Here is a 16,784-nt window from a genome sequence, read left to right as displayed (position 1 = left end):
TATACACGAATTAAATTGTATTATAATTAAAATATACTTCTTTAATTAAATTTCTTTTTGATTGTTTATACTCAATGCCTTTAGCTGTGTTTATAACTACCGAGTTGGCCGGTGTAGTTTCATTTAACAAATTACACCCAACTGTTAGATTCGTGAATGGTGCAATTATTGATTTGCCAATTATTGAACTTCCCGGCCCCATATATAACGGCCCTGTTATTTGAGGAGACTCACCCTTATCACTTCCTACAGTTACGTTTTGGCAAGCCACAAAATAATCAGCATATTCGGCTTTCCCTAAAACAGTACCTACACAATGAATTAACAAAAAGATATCAGGTAGTTTTGTATCATACATGCAATTAAAACTATGTAGTGCTTTATTTAAATAAAATAATTTGGTTGCTAAATTCTTATTTTGAGTTTTTAGCCAAACTGTGTTAGATAAATAATAAATAAATTGAGCATACAAGTCGGAGTGAAGATAGCTGAATCTAGCGTATCCATTCAGCTTAACGTGTTTTATAGAAAATAGTGTTCTATCTAATGCATCAACAACACACAATTTCAAATCATCAATATATATTTTCTTATCAGGGAAAAAAACATCAAGCTGAAAACTTACATAGGTTGTTAGCTCGTTTATTGAAAAGTTTTTATCAACTGATGATTCCTCGTCCATATACTTGTGAAGCAATCAAATTAGATTCCTGCGCTGGTCAGCAACTCTTTGAAATCATTTTGATGTAAGTGTGACGCTATTTCATTTTTTGCAATTTCTGGTATTATTTCAACCTTGACATTATTAACCATCGTATACGCACATTCATATGGGGGATACCAAAATGCCCTGGCATATTTATCTATAGTTTGCGCATCTGCATCAGCCGGAACTTGTTTTAATTTTTTAAATTCATCTACATTAAGATAGCGCATTTTATCTTTATTCTGTTCTTCATAAGGTAATTGCACCTCATTTACCACAATATCGCAAAATTCGACAAAAAGCTTTATCATATCTTTCTGCGTTTTTCGCTCAAGCGAAACAGCTGTTTCTTGCGATGCTTCTATCGGAAATTTACTAACTTTTAACAGCGGTCCGGTATCAAAAGAATTATCCATATAATGACAGGTACAGCCATACTCCGCCACATCTTCTAAAATCGCTAGGTTGTAGAATGCCCAACCTCCAAATTCGGGCAATGGTCCCGCATGGAAATTTAATGCTGCCTGCGTTGCCAAATTAATGGTTTTGGCCTGCACTAGGTTGCGGTACATGTAACTAATTACAAAATCAACCTTACAATTATCAGGTAAATCTTTTTGTCCGTATAATACTTTTAATCCTTTTGATTTAGCAAACTCTTCTAAAGTCGGGCCCGCTATCCAATTACTGTCATAATTAATAGGGACAATTACATACTTTACATCCCAACCCAATTGTAGCATTTTTGCTAACACTACAACCGAGCCTGGCTTTGAGCCCAATAAAATTACGCTTATACCCATTGGAGCTTATTTATTAAAAAATCTTTTAATTTCTGTTGTAATCTTTTCTAAATCTTCCTCTGCCATACATGAATGCAGAGGCAATGATAAAATTTCTTTAGCTATAGTATCCGTTACCGTAAGATCTCCCTTTTTTGTATCTTCAAATAATTTAAACCAATGGCCTGGCTGCCAGTGGATCCCAATATCAATCCCTTTGTCAATTAGATATTCTCTAAATTCGTCCCTTATGTCTGCAGCAACTTTAATATAATACAAAAATGGGGTTATATCTTTAAAATCTGTATTGGGTGTTGTTACTTCCTGTACATCTTTTAGCGTTTCATTATAGTATTTGCAAGCCCACCGTCTCGTTTCTGATATCTTAGCAATTTTTGACAATTGGGCAAGCCCTATGGCTGCATGCATATTGGACATATGATATCGAAATCCAAGTCTGTCGACGCTATAAGTCCATGCTCGTTTATTTTGATACATTACTGACGCAGGCTGCCCCATGCCTACCAATCTCATTTGGTGCAGTGCAATCATTTCCTCTTCTGTATTAACAACAAGTGCACCACCATCAAGGCAGGTTATGGTTTTAACAGGGTCAAAACTAAACATAGTTATATCAGAAAAGCTACCGATCATTTTACCTTTATATTTTGAACCAAAAGAATGTGCAGCATCGTGAATAACCCTGATGTTGTGTTTTTTTGCAAACTTAGCTACTTCATCGTGGTCGCATAAAAAAACATCATAATCCATAACAATAATGGCTTTTGTTTTTTCATTAACTAATTCTTCGGCTTTGGCTAAATCTATGCAAAGTGTATCTGTGTGTATATCACAAAACACCGGTGAGGCACCTGTCGCCAATATTGCCTGAAAATCTGATATATTGTTAAAAGAAGGCGTTATTACTTCGTCGCCCGGCCCAACACCAGCAATAAGCAACCCTAAATGCAAAGCAGCATGGCCGGTACTGACAGCTACAACATACTTATCTTCGCATTGCAGAAACTTTTTAACTTCTTCTTCAAATTTATTTACAAACTTTCCCATTCCTAGCCATCCTATTTCGAGGGTATTATGGGCAGCATCAAATTCTTCTTTTTCCAATAATGGTTTAAATACAGGTATCATGTGTGTTTTTTAAGGTGCAATTATTTCTATTGCTGGTATAGCAACAACAAAATTCGCGTTCCAATCTTTAATATATTTTAGTTGTTGTTGTATTTCATTTTTAATATTCCAAGGCAAAATGATAACAAAATCAGGTTTAGCATCTTTTAAATACTGTTCGTTAACTACCGGGATATGACTGCCGGGTAAAAATTTATTTTGTTTAGCCGGATTTGCATCCACAACAAAGTCAATCAAATCATTTTTTACTCCACAATAATTAAGTAGAGTATTGCCCTTTGCAGCGGCGCCGTAAGCGGCTACTTTTTTTCCTGCCTTTTTTTGGTTTACCAAAAATTCCAACAAGTCAACTTTGATTTGATTAACCTTAGATGTAAAGTTTGAATAAAAATCAAGTTTATCTACACCTTTTGCAATCTCCTTGTTAATAAGTTGTGCAACTGAATCAACAATTGGTATAGCCTCGTTTTCGGCATGTTTTGCATATATCCGTAACGAGCCGCCGTGAGTTAGTATTTCCTCAACATCAAACATCTGCAATCCGTTAGACTCGAATATTTGCTTTACAGTATGGAAGGATAAATATGAAAAATGTTCATGATAAATAGTATCAAACTGAGCATTTTCAACAAGTTGCAAAAGATGCGGAAACTCCATTGTTATTACGCCTGCGGGCTTGAGCAATTTTTTCATGCCCGCAACAAAATCAACAATATCCGGCACATGTGCCAAAACATTATTGCCCAATATTAAATCAGGCTTTTTTTGTTCGGCAATTAGGCTTTCGGCCAGCCTTACACCAAAAAACTCGATAACTGTATCTATGCCTTTTTGTATAGCTACCGCCGCAGTATTTTTTGTTGGTTCAATACCTAATACAGGTATTTCCTTCTCTTTAAAATATTGCAGTAAATACCCATCGTTTGATGCAATTTCAACAACTAACGATTGCTCATTAAAATTAAACCGGTCAGTTATTTGATCAACGTAATTTTTGCAATGGGCAAGCCAACTGGTTGAAAATGATGAAAAATAAACGTACTCACTATTAAAAATTTCGTCTGATTTTTTATACTCGTCAACTTGAACCAGGAAACACTTACTACAAGTGTAAACCTTCAACGGATAATATGTTTCGGGTTCATTTAATTGATCATGTACTAAAAAGGAGTTTGATGCCGGGGCATTTATAAGATCAATAAAAACATCTTTAAGTGTGGTATTACAAAAACGACAATTCATTTTTTAATTTTTAACTCCTTTAAAATTTATATCAAGGGGATTATACCCTTTATCTTTATTTGAAACATTGGCAACAGGTAATGGCCAAACTATGCCAACCATTTTATCATTGTATAATATAGCACCTTCACTTTGCTGATTATAAGTTGCACTATGACAATATATTAACTGACTATTATCCTCTAACACCTGGAAACCATGTGCCATGCCTTTTGGAATATATATTGTCCGCTTGTTTTCTGCAGAAAGCTCAACTCCAAACCATTTTAAGAAAGTCGGAGAGCTTTCACGCAAATCAACTATAACATCGTACACACTCCCTGCAATACATCTTACAGTTTTTATTTCAGCATAAGGCGGGTATTGAAAATGCATCCCTCGTATACTGCCTTTTTCGGTGGTGTAAGAATGATTAATTTGTAACCATTCATCTTGATGGCCTATCTTTTCAAATTCGTTTTTACAATATGTACGTGCAAACCACCCTCTATCATCATTAAAAGGCTCGGCATCAATAATATAAGCCCCGGGTATAAATGTTTGTGTAAATATCATTATAAAAGCTTAAAATAAGCATTAATTTGATTAAAAGTAAGCTCTTTTACAGGTTGTTTTGTATAGTTTTTGTACCAGTCAATTGTCCATTTTAATGCATTTGTTGATGTAAATACAGGCTTCCATCCCAATTTTTCTATAGCCTTATTATTATCTAATTTTAATATGCCCGCTTCATGAACTTTAGTGGTGTCATTTAATAATTTCGATTGTCCTTTTCCCCATATGTTAAGGGCGATGTTAACCAATTCCATTACCTTTAACGTGTCACTTATGTGCGGACCAAAATTAAATGCTTCTGAAAAAACCAATGGTTTATCAGCTAAATTTGCCCCTAATATTAAATAACCAGTTAAGGGTTCTAGTACATGTTGCCACGGTCGTATAGCCGAAGGGTTTCTTACAATAATTTCCTGATCCTTTTCAAGTGAACGCACTATATCGGGTACAATTCTATCAACGGCCCAATCCCCGCCGCCAATCACATTTCCAGCTCGGGCTGTCGCAAGTCCCTTTATATTATTATCATCATTACTAAAAAAACTTTTGTAGTAAGAACTTACAATAATCTCGGTGCATGCTTTACTTGCGCTGTAAGCGTCATGTCCGCCTAATCTATCTGTCTCTTTGTAAGAATGTTCCCATTCTTGGTTTTCATAAACCTTATCGGTGGTTATTACTATAATGGAGCATGGCTTTTCAATACTTCTTGCACTATCCAGCAAATTTGCTGTCCCAATTGCATTTACTTCGAATGTTTCTACCGGTGTTTTATAAGATTGCAATACCAATGGCTGTGCAGCCATATGAAAAATAAAATCTGGTTGATATTGTAGTATTTCGTTTCTTAACTTTTGCTTATCAAGTATATCAGCTATAACGGATTGACAAAGGTTATCGCCCTCAATCTGGCTATAAAGTGATTGTTCATTTTCGGGTTCAAGTGCATATCCCTTAACGTTTGCTCCCAATATATTGAGCATTGCTAAAAGCCAGGAACCTTTAAAACCGGTATGTCCGGTTAAAAAAACCTTTTTTCCGTTATAAGCCTTTCTTAATGAATCAGCTACCACTTTGGTTACCATTTTTTCCATTTTGGAGTACCTGAGTTCCACTCTTGTTCCAATTCAATTTTGTCGCGCATGGCATCCATGGCTTTCCAATATCCACGATGTTTATATGCCGCTAGTTGCCCATCATGTGCTATATCAATTAATGGTTTTTTTTCCCACTGTATCAACTCCATATCTCCTTCTAAATAATCAAAAACTTTTTTGTTCAACACGAAGTATCCGCCATTTATCCAAAAGTCTTCATTCTCGGCTTTTTCCCAAAAACTGGAAACAGAATTATCTCCATCAATGGTTACGCTGCCAAAACGGCCGGGTAGTTGAATGGCAGTAAGGGTTGCCAATTTACCTTGCTCGTTGTGAAAAGCTATTAATTTGTTTATATCAATATCTGCTACACCATCCCCATAAGTAAGCATAAAGTTGTCTTCGGTAATATACTTCTTAATCTTCTTTATTCTTCCGGCCGTATTGGTATCAATCCCTGTATCCACTAAGGTTACTTTAAATGATTCTGAATTGGTATAATGTATATCTAATTGATTATTGTGCAATTCAACAGTTATATCTGAATTGTATAAAAAGTAGTTGATAAAATACTCTTTAATAATATGTCCCTTATAGCCAAGGCATATTATAAAATCATTAAATCCATAATACGAATAAATTTTCATGATATGCCATATTATTGGCTTACCGCCTATCTCTACCATGGGCTTGGGCCTTACTGTGGTTTCTTCCGTTAGCCTGGTACCAAGACCGCCGGCTAGTAATACAACTTTCATAATACTTTTTATCAATTTAGGGATATATCAATATGTTAGTTTCAATCCTTCGTGCAAATCAAACAAAGGGTTATATTCCAATAGTTGTTTTGCTTTTGATATATCAGCTAAACTATTCCGTACATCTCCAACTCTGGGAGCTTTATAAACAGAGGAAATATTTTTATTACCAATTTCATTAACTAAAGCCCAAAGCTTATTTAAAGAAGCCCGTTCTCCTACAGCTATATTAAATACTTGACTTGAGCCGGCTTCATGTTTGGCGAAAAACGCTTTTATATTGCCTTGCACCGCATTTTCTACAAAAGTAAAATCCCTTGTCTGCTCGCCGTCGCCATTTATTTGGCCCGGTTCACCTTCTTTTACCGCTTTAATAAACAATGGTATCACTGCGGCATAGGCTCCGGTAACACGTTGTTTTGGCCCAAAAACATTAAAATATCTTAAACCAATAGATTCAAGGCCATATGTTTTAGCAAACACATCCGCATATAATTCATTAACATATTTTGTGATTGCATATGGCGATAAAGGCTTGCCTATGTTATCTTCTACCTTAGGTAATTCGGTGCTATCCCCATACGTAGATGAAGAAGCAGCGTAAACAAATCGTTTAACATTGCGATTATTTTTTACAGCATTAAGCATATTTAAAAAACCGCTTATATTTACTTCATTAGTAGTTATCGGGTCATTAATTGAGCGGGGTACTGATCCTAGCGCGGCCTGGTGACTCACATAATTCATACCATCAACTGCCTTATTACAAATTTCAATATCTCGTATATCTCCTTCAATTAATTCAAATGCTGGGTTGCTTTTAAATTCATTAATGTTTTCATGAAAACCGGTTGAAAAATTATCAAGTATGCGGACTTTTTTCGCACCATATTTTAATAAATATTCAACCAGGTTTGATCCAATAAAACCAGCTCCACCTGTAATTAGAAACTTGTATTGGCTTAACTTTTCGTTATGGTATTTATTGTTGTACATGTTATATTATTAAAGTCTGCCATCAATCATAGCAACATCAAGCACTCCTTTCACATCATATAATACCCCAGGCTCACTTAATAAAGCATCATAACTAATTTCCATAAATTGCTGGTGCTCCACGGCCAATATGATAGCATCATAGGTTTTTGATAAAGGTAAGCTATCTAAACAAGTTATTCCGTATTCGTGCTTTACCTGTTCACAGTTTGCCCAAGGGTCATATACTGTAATATTAGTTTTATATGACTGCAGTTCCTTGATAATGTCTACAACCTTCGTATTGCGTACATCCGGGCAGTTTTCTTTGAAAGTAATACCCAAAACCAATACATCGGCGTGCCATACATTAATTTGTTTTTTTAGCATTAGTTTTACAACTGTATCTGCTACATAAGCACCCATACTATCATTAATACGACGGCCAGACAATATAATTTCGGGATAGTAACCTACAGAATTAGCTTTTTGTGCCAGGTAATACGGATCGACACCTATACAATGCCCACCAACAAGTCCAGGTTTAAATTGTAAAAAGTTCCACTTAGTAGCAGCTGCCGCCAAAACTTCACTAGTATCAATATTAAGCAACGAAAATATTTTGGACAGTTCATTTACAAAGGCAATATTAATATCGCGCTGTGCATTTTCGATAATTTTTGCGGCTTCCGCAACTTTTATTGATGATGCTAAGTGTGTGCCCGCTGTAATTATAGATTTATATAAGGTGTTAATAGTTTGTGCAGCTTCTGGTGTGGAGCCAGACGTTACTTTTTTAATATTTGTTAATGTCCTGAGTTTATCGCCTGGGTTTATCCGCTCGGGTGAATAGCCGCAAAAAAAATCAGTGTTAAATTTCAAACCCGAATACTTTTCTAAAATCGGCACGCAATCATCTTCTGTGCAACCTGGGTACACGGTTGATTCATAAATAACAATATCACCAGGTTTTAATGCTACAGCTACGGTTTGTGTTGCTTTTATTAATGGCGTCAGATCAGGATTATTATACTTATCTACAGGTGTAGGCACGGTAACAATAAAGACATTACAAGCCTTTAAATTAGCAGAATCATTTGTAAAACGTGCTCCTTTTTTAGCCGTTTCAGTACTAATAACACTCTTTAACTCCGCAGTATCAATTTCAAGCGTATGATCATTACCTAATGCCAGTTCTTGAATGCGTTGGATACTAATATCAAATCCCACTACCGGATATCTTTTTGCAAAGGCAACAGTTAAAGGCAATCCTACATAACCTAAACCGACTATGCCTATTACCGGCAATTCATTACTTGGGGTATTCATTATTTGTTTTTATTGAAGTGTTATATATGTATTTGCCTATAAGCGCTACCAGCATTAATAACAATCCTATTATTGCTGCACGCTTTATATGAGCTTTCAAAGTTGGCCCGGTACTTGGCGGTAACGGAAGGTCGGGTTCATCAATAATTCGATATAACGGTGTTTCTTTTTGCAAATTTATTTTAGCAATTTCTAAATTACGCATTACCTCGATATATGCTGCTGTAAACGCGGACGCCCTTGCTTGAGTAAATTGAGATGATGACCGTTGTATTGTAATGGATGGGTTTAAGTTATAGGTACGATCAATTAAAGAAGCCGACGAACTGAAGGTACTTTTTAATAAAATACCTAAACTATCCGCTTCCTTTTTTAATAGCTGTACACTTGTAGCTGCCACAGTAGTTTTAGTATCTATAAAAAAATCAGATGTTTGTTTAAGCATGCATTTAGCTATATAATAAGCTATATCAGGATTGGTTGATTGGGCACTGATTATATAAAAAATTAATTTTTTGTCTTTTTTAAAAACTATAAATGCTCTACTTACATAAGTTATTATACTTCTGTATAATTTTAATTGTGCTGCGTTGTAGGTTTTAGGATTATTACCAAAAGGTCCTGCTTTTTTATAAAACGCGCGATACTGATGCTCTGCAATATAATTTAATAGTGTTTGATGAGATACACTATTTACTTCAGATAATAAGGCTGTGCCGATAAGACTTCTTGATTTAAATAACTCAATAATATTGTCACCTGAAAATATATTTTCAGGGTTTCCGGTTGTGGCATCAAAACCCAACTGTGCCGCCAAGCCTGACAAACTATTACCTGATCTTTGTTCTGTTGATAATACAAAGCTTATATTGGCCGTGAAAACAGGTACAGCCGGCTTATACATCAAAAACCCTATAAAACCCGATATAATTGCTGCCAGTAGCATCAGGTACCACTTTTTAGACAGATATAATAAAGCGTTTATGATTTTTATTTGCCAATACTTAATTATTTCTTGAGTATTATATGCTGGCATATTATTTTCTTAGTGATGATATAGTAACAATAATTAATGTTGTTATTGAGATAATGCCTGAGGTAAGTCCTAATATTTCTGTTGCAGTTGCACCTCCGCCATCACGTTTATGAGGTACAATAATTTCGGCCCCGGCCTCTACTGTAGGGTATGATCTAAACAAACCAAAGAAACCGTTTTTTGTCCTTTTTACGTGGCCATCAGCATAAATCACATATATCTTTGATTTTCGGGCCTTTAAGTTTGTACCGCCGGCTTGTGTTATATAATAACCCAAACCTTTGTTTTCAACAAAACCTGTTCTGTTAGCCGCTAATACTTCGCCGCTTATTTTTACTAATGGGTCTTCCTTTAAAACTTCAATAATGTCTCCATTTAATAAAACGTAGTTTTGAACTGTATTTGGGTCGTCGATTATTTTTTTATAATTTATAGGTATCCTGGCATTAGTTTTTGCTATATCATCAGTGGCTTTTGAACTTGTGTCTTTAATACTTTTTTGAATATTTTCAACTATCTCTTCCTTTTGTTGCGTGTTATTATCGATTGCACGCCGAGTTAGATATATACCCTTTAAATAAGCATAAGGAGTTAAACCGCCCGCGCGTTTTATAAGGTTGCTTACACGTTCGTTTTTTGATTTAATAATGTATACACCCGGAACATTTACTTCACCATTAATAGTTACGCTTTGTTGCTCTACATATCCCGGATTGCGCCTAACTACAACTATATCAAAAGGCGATAATATAAATTTGTCACTTTCAATACTTAGATTAGTACTTGTACTTAAAGTATATATGATTGCAATAGAATCAGTTACCACTTGCGTGCGATTACTGATTATCCGCCTGCTTACCTCTATATTATAAGTAGAAGCTGCATCCGTAAACCCACCCGCTTTATAGATGAGATCCTTTAACGACAAATTTTTACTATAATCAAAACTACCCGGACGTCTAACTTCACCGGATAGACTTATCTTATAGGGAACTACAAATTCATTTAATATCGAGATATTAATATTATCCCGCTTTATTAAAGGTATATCTGCAGAACCTCCCTTCATTATATCAGATACATTGAAAGTAATATTTTCTGTTGTACCGTCAATATGTGTTCTTGTTAGTGTTGCCCTGTCTGTAAACACATTTTCCAGCAAACCACCCGCACGCTTTATCAGTGCGCTTATGGTTATCCCCGGTGTTAATTCAAATTCTCCCGGGCGATAAACGCCACCACTTATGTTTACTGAATTTTCAACTCTGGTCAATACTGCATCAACCGTAAATACATCTCCGCTGGCAGGTTGATAAGCTAATATCTCAGTTTTTGAAAGGTCTTTTACTCGTCGTTCTATATCTGTTATCTGTTTAACTTTTACGCTGGCCCTGTACGCACTATCGGTATACCCACCTGCAAAAAACAATAGGTTTTCAAACGTTTCGCCATCTTTCAATTCATATATGCCCGGCTTTTTAACTTGCCCTCTTAATTCGACATGCTTTTTGTAAACCGGGAAATTGATCACGTCACCCTCTTTTAACATAATATTCCCCTTTTGATCGCCGCGAGTTAAAAATTGGTAAATATCAATAGTGGTGAAAACCTTATTGTTTCTTATCAATTCAATATTCCGGTAAGTATTAATATCCCCTGGGCCGCCGCAGGCTAAAAGTGCATTATAAACAGTAGTTAAAGACGATACGGTAAAATTACCCGGTTTATAAGCACCTATAGCAATAATGTGTATACTGCGTATTTTTCCTAAAGATACGGTAAGCATTGATAAATTACTTCTTAAAGAGGGATAGGCAGTTTGCGCCATCTTACCCTTTATACGTGCAATAGCGTCATCAATTCGTAATCCTGATAATTCAATTGTACCTACCTGGGGTATAAAAATAGTCCCTTCGGGTCCAATTGTAGTTTTTATATTTGTTTCCTGGTAGCCAGATACATTGATAGCCAATTCATCATCAGGTCCTAAAATATAATTAGTTGGGGTGGCTATACGTAAGTTAGGCTCAAATGATAAAGAAGGCGAATCGAAAAACGATGATCCAAATACCTTGTTTCCGGGTGGTTTAGGAGATGATAAATAATCGTTTTTTTGTGTTTCTCTTGTTACTATAGGCGTGGCAGTTGGCTCAACAGAAACTTTTGAAGATTCGCCTTTAGCCAAAGAGTCCCTTTTTGAGGGAGTTTGAGCTTTAGCATCATTGACAGATATATTAAAAGAAATAAAACAAGCTATAAATAATAAAAGACTATTTTTTATATGCATTTTTTTAATCAAAAGATATAATCGATTATCGATTACCATTATTAGTAAAAATTAATTAAATCAGACCTTAAAATTAACATATATATAATCAACATTTATACTTAGCGGTAATTTCTGCAATTATAGCCTTTTAAAAAGTATTTATCTAATTATTACGATTCTTACTTAACATTATTATTATTAACTCAAAGCTACATTTTTGCTATAATACATTACTAGTTAAAAAAAGTACAGCTTACTACTGCCACTCCTTTAGACACTTATGTATTAGCGCAGCTGCTCAATTTTGATTAGAGGAATGCATTTGGAATAAAATTATTAGATTGGCCCTCATTAATGAAAAACTTTGCACAATTAAAAAGGAATTTAAAACAAGATATTTCATCCTTCCTAACATTAAAAGTAGCATTATTGGGTGATAGCGCTACACAACTGTTGAACCAGGCCATACGGGGTACGGGTGTTGATCATAATTTTAATTTACAGATTTGGGAAGCCGATTTCGGTCAAATTGAGCAACAGATAACCGATCGCACATCAGAGTTATATGAGTTTGCACCTGCCATTGTAATCATATTTCACTCGTCGCATAAATTACTGGCAAAATACAATAAAATGCCTGTCGACCAGCAATCAGCACTGGCGGAAGGTCGTTTGCAGCTGATTGGAGAACTTTATAACATTATAAAAGAGCGCCTGGGTGCTAAGCTGATTTACTATAATTACCAGGAGCTTGATGATGGCGTATTTGGTAATTATGCAAATAGCATTCCCTCCTCGTTCTTGTTTCAATTGCGGAAGCTTAATTATGAATTAATGCAATTTGCAGCCAGCCACCCAAGCTTTTATATAAGCGATCTATCTTTCGTGCAAAATCAAATAGGCAAAATGGGGATGTTCCATTCTCCTTTATACATAAATACCGATATGGTGTTGAGCATTGAGGCCTTGCCTTTGATAGCATCAAGAACATTAGAACTTATCGGTTCATTACAGGGTAAAATAAGAAAGTGTGTGGTGTTAGACCTGGACAACACATTGTGGGGAGGTACTATTGGTGATGACGGAATTGAGAATATACAATTAGGATATTTAGGTATTGGCAAAGCTTTTACTGAATTTCAGCATTGGCTAAAAAAATTAAAAAACCGTGGTATTATACTAGCCGTTTGTAGTAAAAACACTGAGTCAGTGGCGTTAGGGCCTTTTAAAGAACATGCGGATATGGTGTTAAAGCCAGAGGACATTGCGGTTTTTATAGCCAATTGGGAAAATAAGGTTGATAACATTTGCACCATTCAAAATATCCTGAATATCAGTTTTGAATCAATGGTGTTTCTTGACGATAATCCATTTGAGCGGAACATGGTACGTGAAGCTATACCGGATATTATCGTACCTGAATTGCCCGAAGATCCGGCTGACTACCTGGAATATTTATATACTTTAAATTTATTTGAAACCACCACCTTTTCAGATGCTGATTCGGAACGGACCGGTTATTATAAAGCCGAAGTAGAGCGCGCTATCCTTCAAAATAATTATAAAGATGAGAAATCATTTTTAAAAAATTTAGAAATGGTTGCACAGGTTGAGCCATTTAATAAATTTAATATACCGCGGGTAACCCAGCTATCACAACGTTCCAATCAATTCAACTTAAGGACAATAAGATACACCGAGGCTGATATAGAAAGGCTTAGTTCACAAACAGATATATTCCCATTTACCTTTACACTTATAGATAAGTACGGCAACAATGGCTTAATTTGCGTGATCATTCTGCAGGAAGAGGATAAGCATATCCTATTTATAAACACTTGGTTTATGAGCTGCAGGGTATTAAAAAGAGGAATGGAAAACTTTACTTTAAATACGATTGCAAACTTTGCTAAACAGTCGGGTTATACAACACTAAAGGGTGAATATTTTCCTACAACAAAAAATGAAATGGTGAAGAGCCATTATGAAAAATTGGGCTTTAAAAAGCAAGATAATTATTGGATATTAGATATTAAAGAATATCGAAACAAAGAATGTTTTATAACACAAAAGACAATAGATGAATAAAGAAGAAGCTTTAATTGAGGTAAATGACATTTTTAAAGAGGTGCTTGACAATGATGATATAAAGCTTGACTATGAAACCTCGGCTGATGATGTAGAAGATTGGGATTCACTAAACCATATACAATTAGTTGTTGCTGTTGAAAAACACTTTAAAGTTCGTTTTACTGCGCATGAAATTCAAACCTGGCAAAATATTGGCGAAATGCTGGATAACATTATAAAAAAGAAATGATCTTTAAATCAGGCGATACATTTGAACAAACATTCATTGTAACCGAACAAATATATCTTGATTTTATAAACACATTTGGTGATAAGAACCCATTACATTCAAGCGATGAGTTTGCAAAACAGCATGGCTTTAATAGCTGTGTAATGCATGGCAATATATTAAATGGATTTGTTTCATTTTTTATAGGCGAATGTTTGCCCTGTAAAAACGTAATTATTCATGCGCAGAATATCGATTTTAAAAACCCGGTTTACATGAACGATAATTTAGTTTTTAAGGCAACGGTAGTCGAAGTTTTTGAATCTGTGAACGCAGTTGAATTTAAGTTTTCTTTTCAAAACCCAGCACTTAAAACCGTGGCTAAGGGAAAAATACAGATAGGGATATTATTATGATCATTTTAATAACCGGCGGAGCCTCAGGGTTAGGTAAGGCAATAACTTTAGGACTTGCCCAGGATCCGTTAAATACTGTTTACTTTACCTATCACTCATCAGATAAAGCGGCAAAAGAGATAGAAACGGTCCAACCGAACACACACGCTATAAAATACGATCTATCTAATAAAGACGACATACAAAAATTAAAAAGTAAAATTGAGGAGTTGCAGCCTGATGTGCTTATCAATAATGCCTATAAGGGCGAGCCTTTAAAGACACATTTTCATAAAACTAATGCCGATGATTTTATGGAAGACTTTGAGCGCAATATTATGCCTGTTATTGCACTTACAAGTTCGGCGATAAAAGTTTTCAGGGCTAAAAAACATGGGAAAATCATAACGATCTTAACATCTTACCTGGTAAATCAACCACCGACCGGAACATCAGTTTATGTAGCGGGCAAAGCATATTTGGCGCAGCTTTCAAAATCATGGGCTACCGAGAATGCGCAATACAACATAACATCAAATACTGTGTCACCGGCTTTTATGCTCACGGGCTTAACAAAGGATGTTGATGAAAGAATTATAGAACAAATGATCAAAAGTCATCCGCTCAAAAGCTTATTAATGCCCGAAGAAGTAGCCGAAACAGTGCATAGCCTTGTATATGCATCGTCGCATCTTAACGGAATTGACATTGTCATCAATTCAGGAATCAATATAAAATAGCTTATTGGAACATGCTTTTTAACTCTATCCCATTCGCTATTTTCTTTTCGGCGTTTTTCCTGTTATATTGGTTCTTGTTTAGAAACAACTTACGCTGGCAAAACCTATCGCTATTATTTGCCAGCTATTTGTTTTATTACCTAATGGATAGCCGGTTTTTGCTATTACTCATCTTTAATTCACTCATAAACTTTTTACTTGGCAGATATATCGCAGCAGCAAAAGAACAAAAGCGCAAGAGTTTGTTAGCAAATATTGGTGTTATTATTGGCCTAGGTCAATTGATTTATTTTAAATACTTTAATTTTTTCATAGAGTCGTTTACGATAGGTTTGAATAAATTGGGACTCCACGCCGATGTCCATTTATTAAATATAATACTGCCCTTAGGTGTAAGTTTTTATACGTTTAAAATAATTGGATATCTTATTGATATAAAAAACGGCAAGATAAATGCTGTTGACGACTGGTGCGTATTTTTTACATACGTAGGCTTTTTTCCTGCTATAATTGCCGGGCCGATCGATAAAAGCAAAGTACTAATACCGCAATTACAGCGAAGGCGTGAATTCGACTTTGATGACTCTGTAGACGCCATAAAACAAATTGGTTGGGGACTTTTCAAAAAAGTTGTAATAGCGGATAACCTCACACTTAATACCGACGCCATATTTACAAACTATCAGCACCAAAACGGGAGCACCTTATTACTTATCAGTTTCCTTTACTCTATTCAGCTATATGCTGATTTTTCCGGTTATTCTGATATGGCTATCGGTATATCAAGATTGCTTGGACTAAAAATAACAAAGAACTTTGACTATCCATTTTTCGCCCAAAATACAGCACAATTTTGGCGTAAGTGGCATATGTCATTAACCCAATGGCTTACTGAATACTTGTTTACCCCCCTCACCATCGCTTTCAGGGATATGGGGAAGTCCGGTTTGATGCTAGCCGTATTTATAAACTTTATAACCATAGGTTTTTGGCATGGCGCAAAATGGACCTATGGGGCTTTTGGCTTGATTCATGCCATTTACTTTATCCCGTTGATCATTACAGGCAAGGTCAATAAAAATAAAAAAATAACGCACGGTAAATTACTACCCTCGCCCACTGAGTTTTTTAATATTCTATCAACTTTTTTCCTGGTCAACATAGCTTTTATTTTTTTCCGGGCCGATAATTTAAGTATGGCATTTGGCTTTATTAAAGGAATTATGTCCATATCGTTATTTCATATTCCTGATTGGTCATCAAAGCATAGCCTAGGTTTTTTGGTGATGTTTATAGTAATAGAGTGGCTGGGGCGCGACCATCAATACGGCCTTGCTAAAATTGGTGGCAGCTGGCCTGCATTTATCAGGTGGGGCTTTTATTATTTTATATTTTGGGTCATTTTCTTTTTTGCGGGTTCAAACCAAAATTTTATATATGTCCAGTTCTAGT

The 16,784-nt window shown here is 35.4% G+C and carries 16 protein-coding genes; 5 read left to right on the top strand and 11 right to left on the bottom strand.

Annotated elements, in window-relative coordinates; translation table 11 throughout:
• Window positions 1-10 precede the first annotated feature (10 nt).
• From ABIB50_RS03360 to ABIB50_RS03310, 11 genes are all read right to left on the bottom strand, one after another.
• The gene (locus ABIB50_RS03360; protein ID WP_429377246.1) at window positions 11-682 is read right to left on the bottom strand and encodes a hypothetical protein; all 672 of its coding nucleotides are present in this window, start codon (window positions 680-682) and stop codon (window positions 11-13) included.
• A gap of 20 nt (window positions 683-702) precedes the next feature.
• Window positions 703-1,509, bottom strand: a complete 807-nt coding sequence (locus ABIB50_RS03355; RefSeq protein WP_429377244.1) for a formyltransferase family protein — start codon at window positions 1,507-1,509, stop codon at window positions 703-705.
• A 6-nt stretch (window positions 1,510-1,515) separates the two neighbouring features.
• On the bottom strand, window positions 1,516-2,637 hold the full coding sequence (locus ABIB50_RS03350) for a DegT/DnrJ/EryC1/StrS family aminotransferase (protein ID WP_429377243.1): 1,122 nt from the start codon (window positions 2,635-2,637) through the stop codon (window positions 1,516-1,518).
• A gap of 9 nt (window positions 2,638-2,646) precedes the next feature.
• The gene (locus ABIB50_RS03345) at window positions 2,647-3,879 is read right to left on the bottom strand and encodes a methyltransferase domain-containing protein (protein ID WP_429377241.1); all 1,233 of its coding nucleotides are present in this window, start codon (window positions 3,877-3,879) and stop codon (window positions 2,647-2,649) included.
• A 3-nt stretch (window positions 3,880-3,882) separates the two neighbouring features.
• Complete coding sequence (rfbC, locus tag ABIB50_RS03340) at window positions 3,883-4,434, bottom strand: dTDP-4-dehydrorhamnose 3,5-epimerase (protein WP_429377239.1); 552 nt, start codon at window positions 4,432-4,434, stop codon at window positions 3,883-3,885.
• Entirely contained in the window at window positions 4,434-5,528 is a 1,095-nt protein-coding gene (gene rfbG, locus ABIB50_RS03335; protein WP_429377238.1) for a CDP-glucose 4,6-dehydratase, read from the bottom strand. The genes rfbC and rfbG overlap by 1 nt, the downstream gene beginning before the upstream one ends.
• Window positions 5,513-6,289 (bottom strand): glucose-1-phosphate cytidylyltransferase, encoded by a 777-nt coding sequence (gene rfbF, locus ABIB50_RS03330; RefSeq protein ID WP_429377237.1) that lies wholly within the window; start codon window positions 6,287-6,289, stop codon window positions 5,513-5,515. Before rfbF ends, rfbG begins: the two co-directional genes overlap by 16 nt.
• 27 nt (window positions 6,290-6,316) lie before the next feature.
• Window positions 6,317-7,285: an SDR family oxidoreductase gene (locus ABIB50_RS03325; protein WP_429377236.1), complete on the bottom strand. Its 969-nt coding sequence runs from the start codon at window positions 7,283-7,285 to the stop codon at window positions 6,317-6,319.
• Between the two features lie 9 nt (window positions 7,286-7,294).
• A complete protein-coding gene (locus ABIB50_RS03320; RefSeq protein WP_429377235.1) occupies window positions 7,295-8,593 on the bottom strand; it encodes a nucleotide sugar dehydrogenase in 1,299 nt (432 codons plus the stop codon).
• Complete coding sequence (locus ABIB50_RS03315; RefSeq protein WP_429377234.1) at window positions 8,577-9,398, bottom strand: hypothetical protein; 822 nt, start codon at window positions 9,396-9,398, stop codon at window positions 8,577-8,579. The genes ABIB50_RS03320 and ABIB50_RS03315 overlap by 17 nt, the downstream gene beginning before the upstream one ends.
• A 232-nt stretch (window positions 9,399-9,630) precedes the next feature.
• The gene (locus ABIB50_RS03310) at window positions 9,631-11,916 is read right to left on the bottom strand and encodes an SLBB domain-containing protein (RefSeq protein ID WP_429377233.1); all 2,286 of its coding nucleotides are present in this window, start codon (window positions 11,914-11,916) and stop codon (window positions 9,631-9,633) included.
• 336 nt (window positions 11,917-12,252) lie between these two features.
• Here ABIB50_RS03310 and ABIB50_RS03305 point away from each other — a divergent pair, with 336 nt between their 5' ends.
• From ABIB50_RS03305 to ABIB50_RS03285, 5 genes are read left to right on the top strand one after another with little or no spacing between them, the layout of a single operon-like run.
• The gene (locus ABIB50_RS03305) at window positions 12,253-13,986 is read left to right on the top strand and encodes an HAD-IIIC family phosphatase (RefSeq protein WP_429377231.1); all 1,734 of its coding nucleotides are present in this window, start codon (window positions 12,253-12,255) and stop codon (window positions 13,984-13,986) included.
• The gene (locus ABIB50_RS03300) at window positions 13,979-14,218 is read left to right on the top strand and encodes an acyl carrier protein (protein WP_429377229.1); all 240 of its coding nucleotides are present in this window, start codon (window positions 13,979-13,981) and stop codon (window positions 14,216-14,218) included. Before ABIB50_RS03305 ends, ABIB50_RS03300 begins: the two co-directional genes overlap by 8 nt.
• Complete coding sequence (locus ABIB50_RS03295; RefSeq protein WP_429377228.1) at window positions 14,215-14,613, top strand: MaoC/PaaZ C-terminal domain-containing protein; 399 nt, start codon at window positions 14,215-14,217, stop codon at window positions 14,611-14,613. The genes ABIB50_RS03300 and ABIB50_RS03295 overlap by 4 nt, the downstream gene beginning before the upstream one ends.
• On the top strand, window positions 14,610-15,332 hold the full coding sequence (locus ABIB50_RS03290) for an SDR family NAD(P)-dependent oxidoreductase (RefSeq protein WP_429377226.1): 723 nt from the start codon (window positions 14,610-14,612) through the stop codon (window positions 15,330-15,332). The genes ABIB50_RS03295 and ABIB50_RS03290 overlap by 4 nt, the downstream gene beginning before the upstream one ends.
• Before the next feature lie 11 nt (window positions 15,333-15,343).
• Complete coding sequence (locus ABIB50_RS03285) at window positions 15,344-16,783, top strand: MBOAT family O-acyltransferase (RefSeq protein WP_429377225.1); 1,440 nt, start codon at window positions 15,344-15,346, stop codon at window positions 16,781-16,783.
• The last annotated feature ends 1 nt before the right edge of the window (window position 16,784 follow it).

Source organism: Mucilaginibacter sp. UYCu711 (assembly GCF_050433825.1).
GTDB lineage: Bacteria > Bacteroidota > Bacteroidia > Sphingobacteriales > Sphingobacteriaceae > Mucilaginibacter.
Note: the sequence above shows the minus strand (reverse complement) of the source record. Positions and strands in the feature narration are given on the sequence as shown.

What these genes read in the sequence shown, in the direction of transcription:
- ABIB50_RS03360 (WP_429377246.1), bottom strand. Translation starts at nt 682, where the DNA reads ATGGACGAGGAATCATCAGTTGATAAAAACTTTTCAATAAACGAGCTA.
- ABIB50_RS03355 (WP_429377244.1), bottom strand. Translation starts at nt 1,509, where the DNA reads ATGGGTATAAGCGTAATTTTATTGGGCTCAAAGCCAGGCTCGGTTGTA.
- ABIB50_RS03350 (WP_429377243.1), bottom strand. Translation starts at nt 2,637, where the DNA reads ATGATACCTGTATTTAAACCATTATTGGAAAAAGAAGAATTTGATGCT.
- ABIB50_RS03345 (WP_429377241.1), bottom strand. Translation starts at nt 3,879, where the DNA reads ATGAATTGTCGTTTTTGTAATACCACACTTAAAGATGTTTTTATTGAT.
- rfbC (WP_429377239.1), bottom strand. Translation starts at nt 4,434, where the DNA reads ATGATATTTACACAAACATTTATACCCGGGGCTTATATTATTGATGCC.
- rfbG (WP_429377238.1), bottom strand. Translation starts at nt 5,528, where the DNA reads ATGGAAAAAATGGTAACCAAAGTGGTAGCTGATTCATTAAGAAAGGCT.
- rfbF (WP_429377237.1), bottom strand. Translation starts at nt 6,289, where the DNA reads ATGAAAGTTGTATTACTAGCCGGCGGTCTTGGTACCAGGCTAACGGAA.
- ABIB50_RS03325 (WP_429377236.1), bottom strand. Translation starts at nt 7,285, where the DNA reads ATGTACAACAATAAATACCATAACGAAAAGTTAAGCCAATACAAGTTT.
- ABIB50_RS03320 (WP_429377235.1), bottom strand. Translation starts at nt 8,593, where the DNA reads ATGAATACCCCAAGTAATGAATTGCCGGTAATAGGCATAGTCGGTTTA.
- ABIB50_RS03310 (WP_429377233.1), bottom strand. Translation starts at nt 11,916, where the DNA reads ATGCATATAAAAAATAGTCTTTTATTATTTATAGCTTGTTTTATTTCT.
- ABIB50_RS03305 (WP_429377231.1), top strand. Translation starts at nt 12,253, where the DNA reads ATGAAAAACTTTGCACAATTAAAAAGGAATTTAAAACAAGATATTTCA.
- ABIB50_RS03300 (WP_429377229.1), top strand. Translation starts at nt 13,979, where the DNA reads ATGAATAAAGAAGAAGCTTTAATTGAGGTAAATGACATTTTTAAAGAG.
- ABIB50_RS03295 (WP_429377228.1), top strand. Translation starts at nt 14,215, where the DNA reads ATGATCTTTAAATCAGGCGATACATTTGAACAAACATTCATTGTAACC.
- ABIB50_RS03290 (WP_429377226.1), top strand. Translation starts at nt 14,610, where the DNA reads ATGATCATTTTAATAACCGGCGGAGCCTCAGGGTTAGGTAAGGCAATA.
- ABIB50_RS03285 (WP_429377225.1), top strand. Translation starts at nt 15,344, where the DNA reads ATGCTTTTTAACTCTATCCCATTCGCTATTTTCTTTTCGGCGTTTTTC.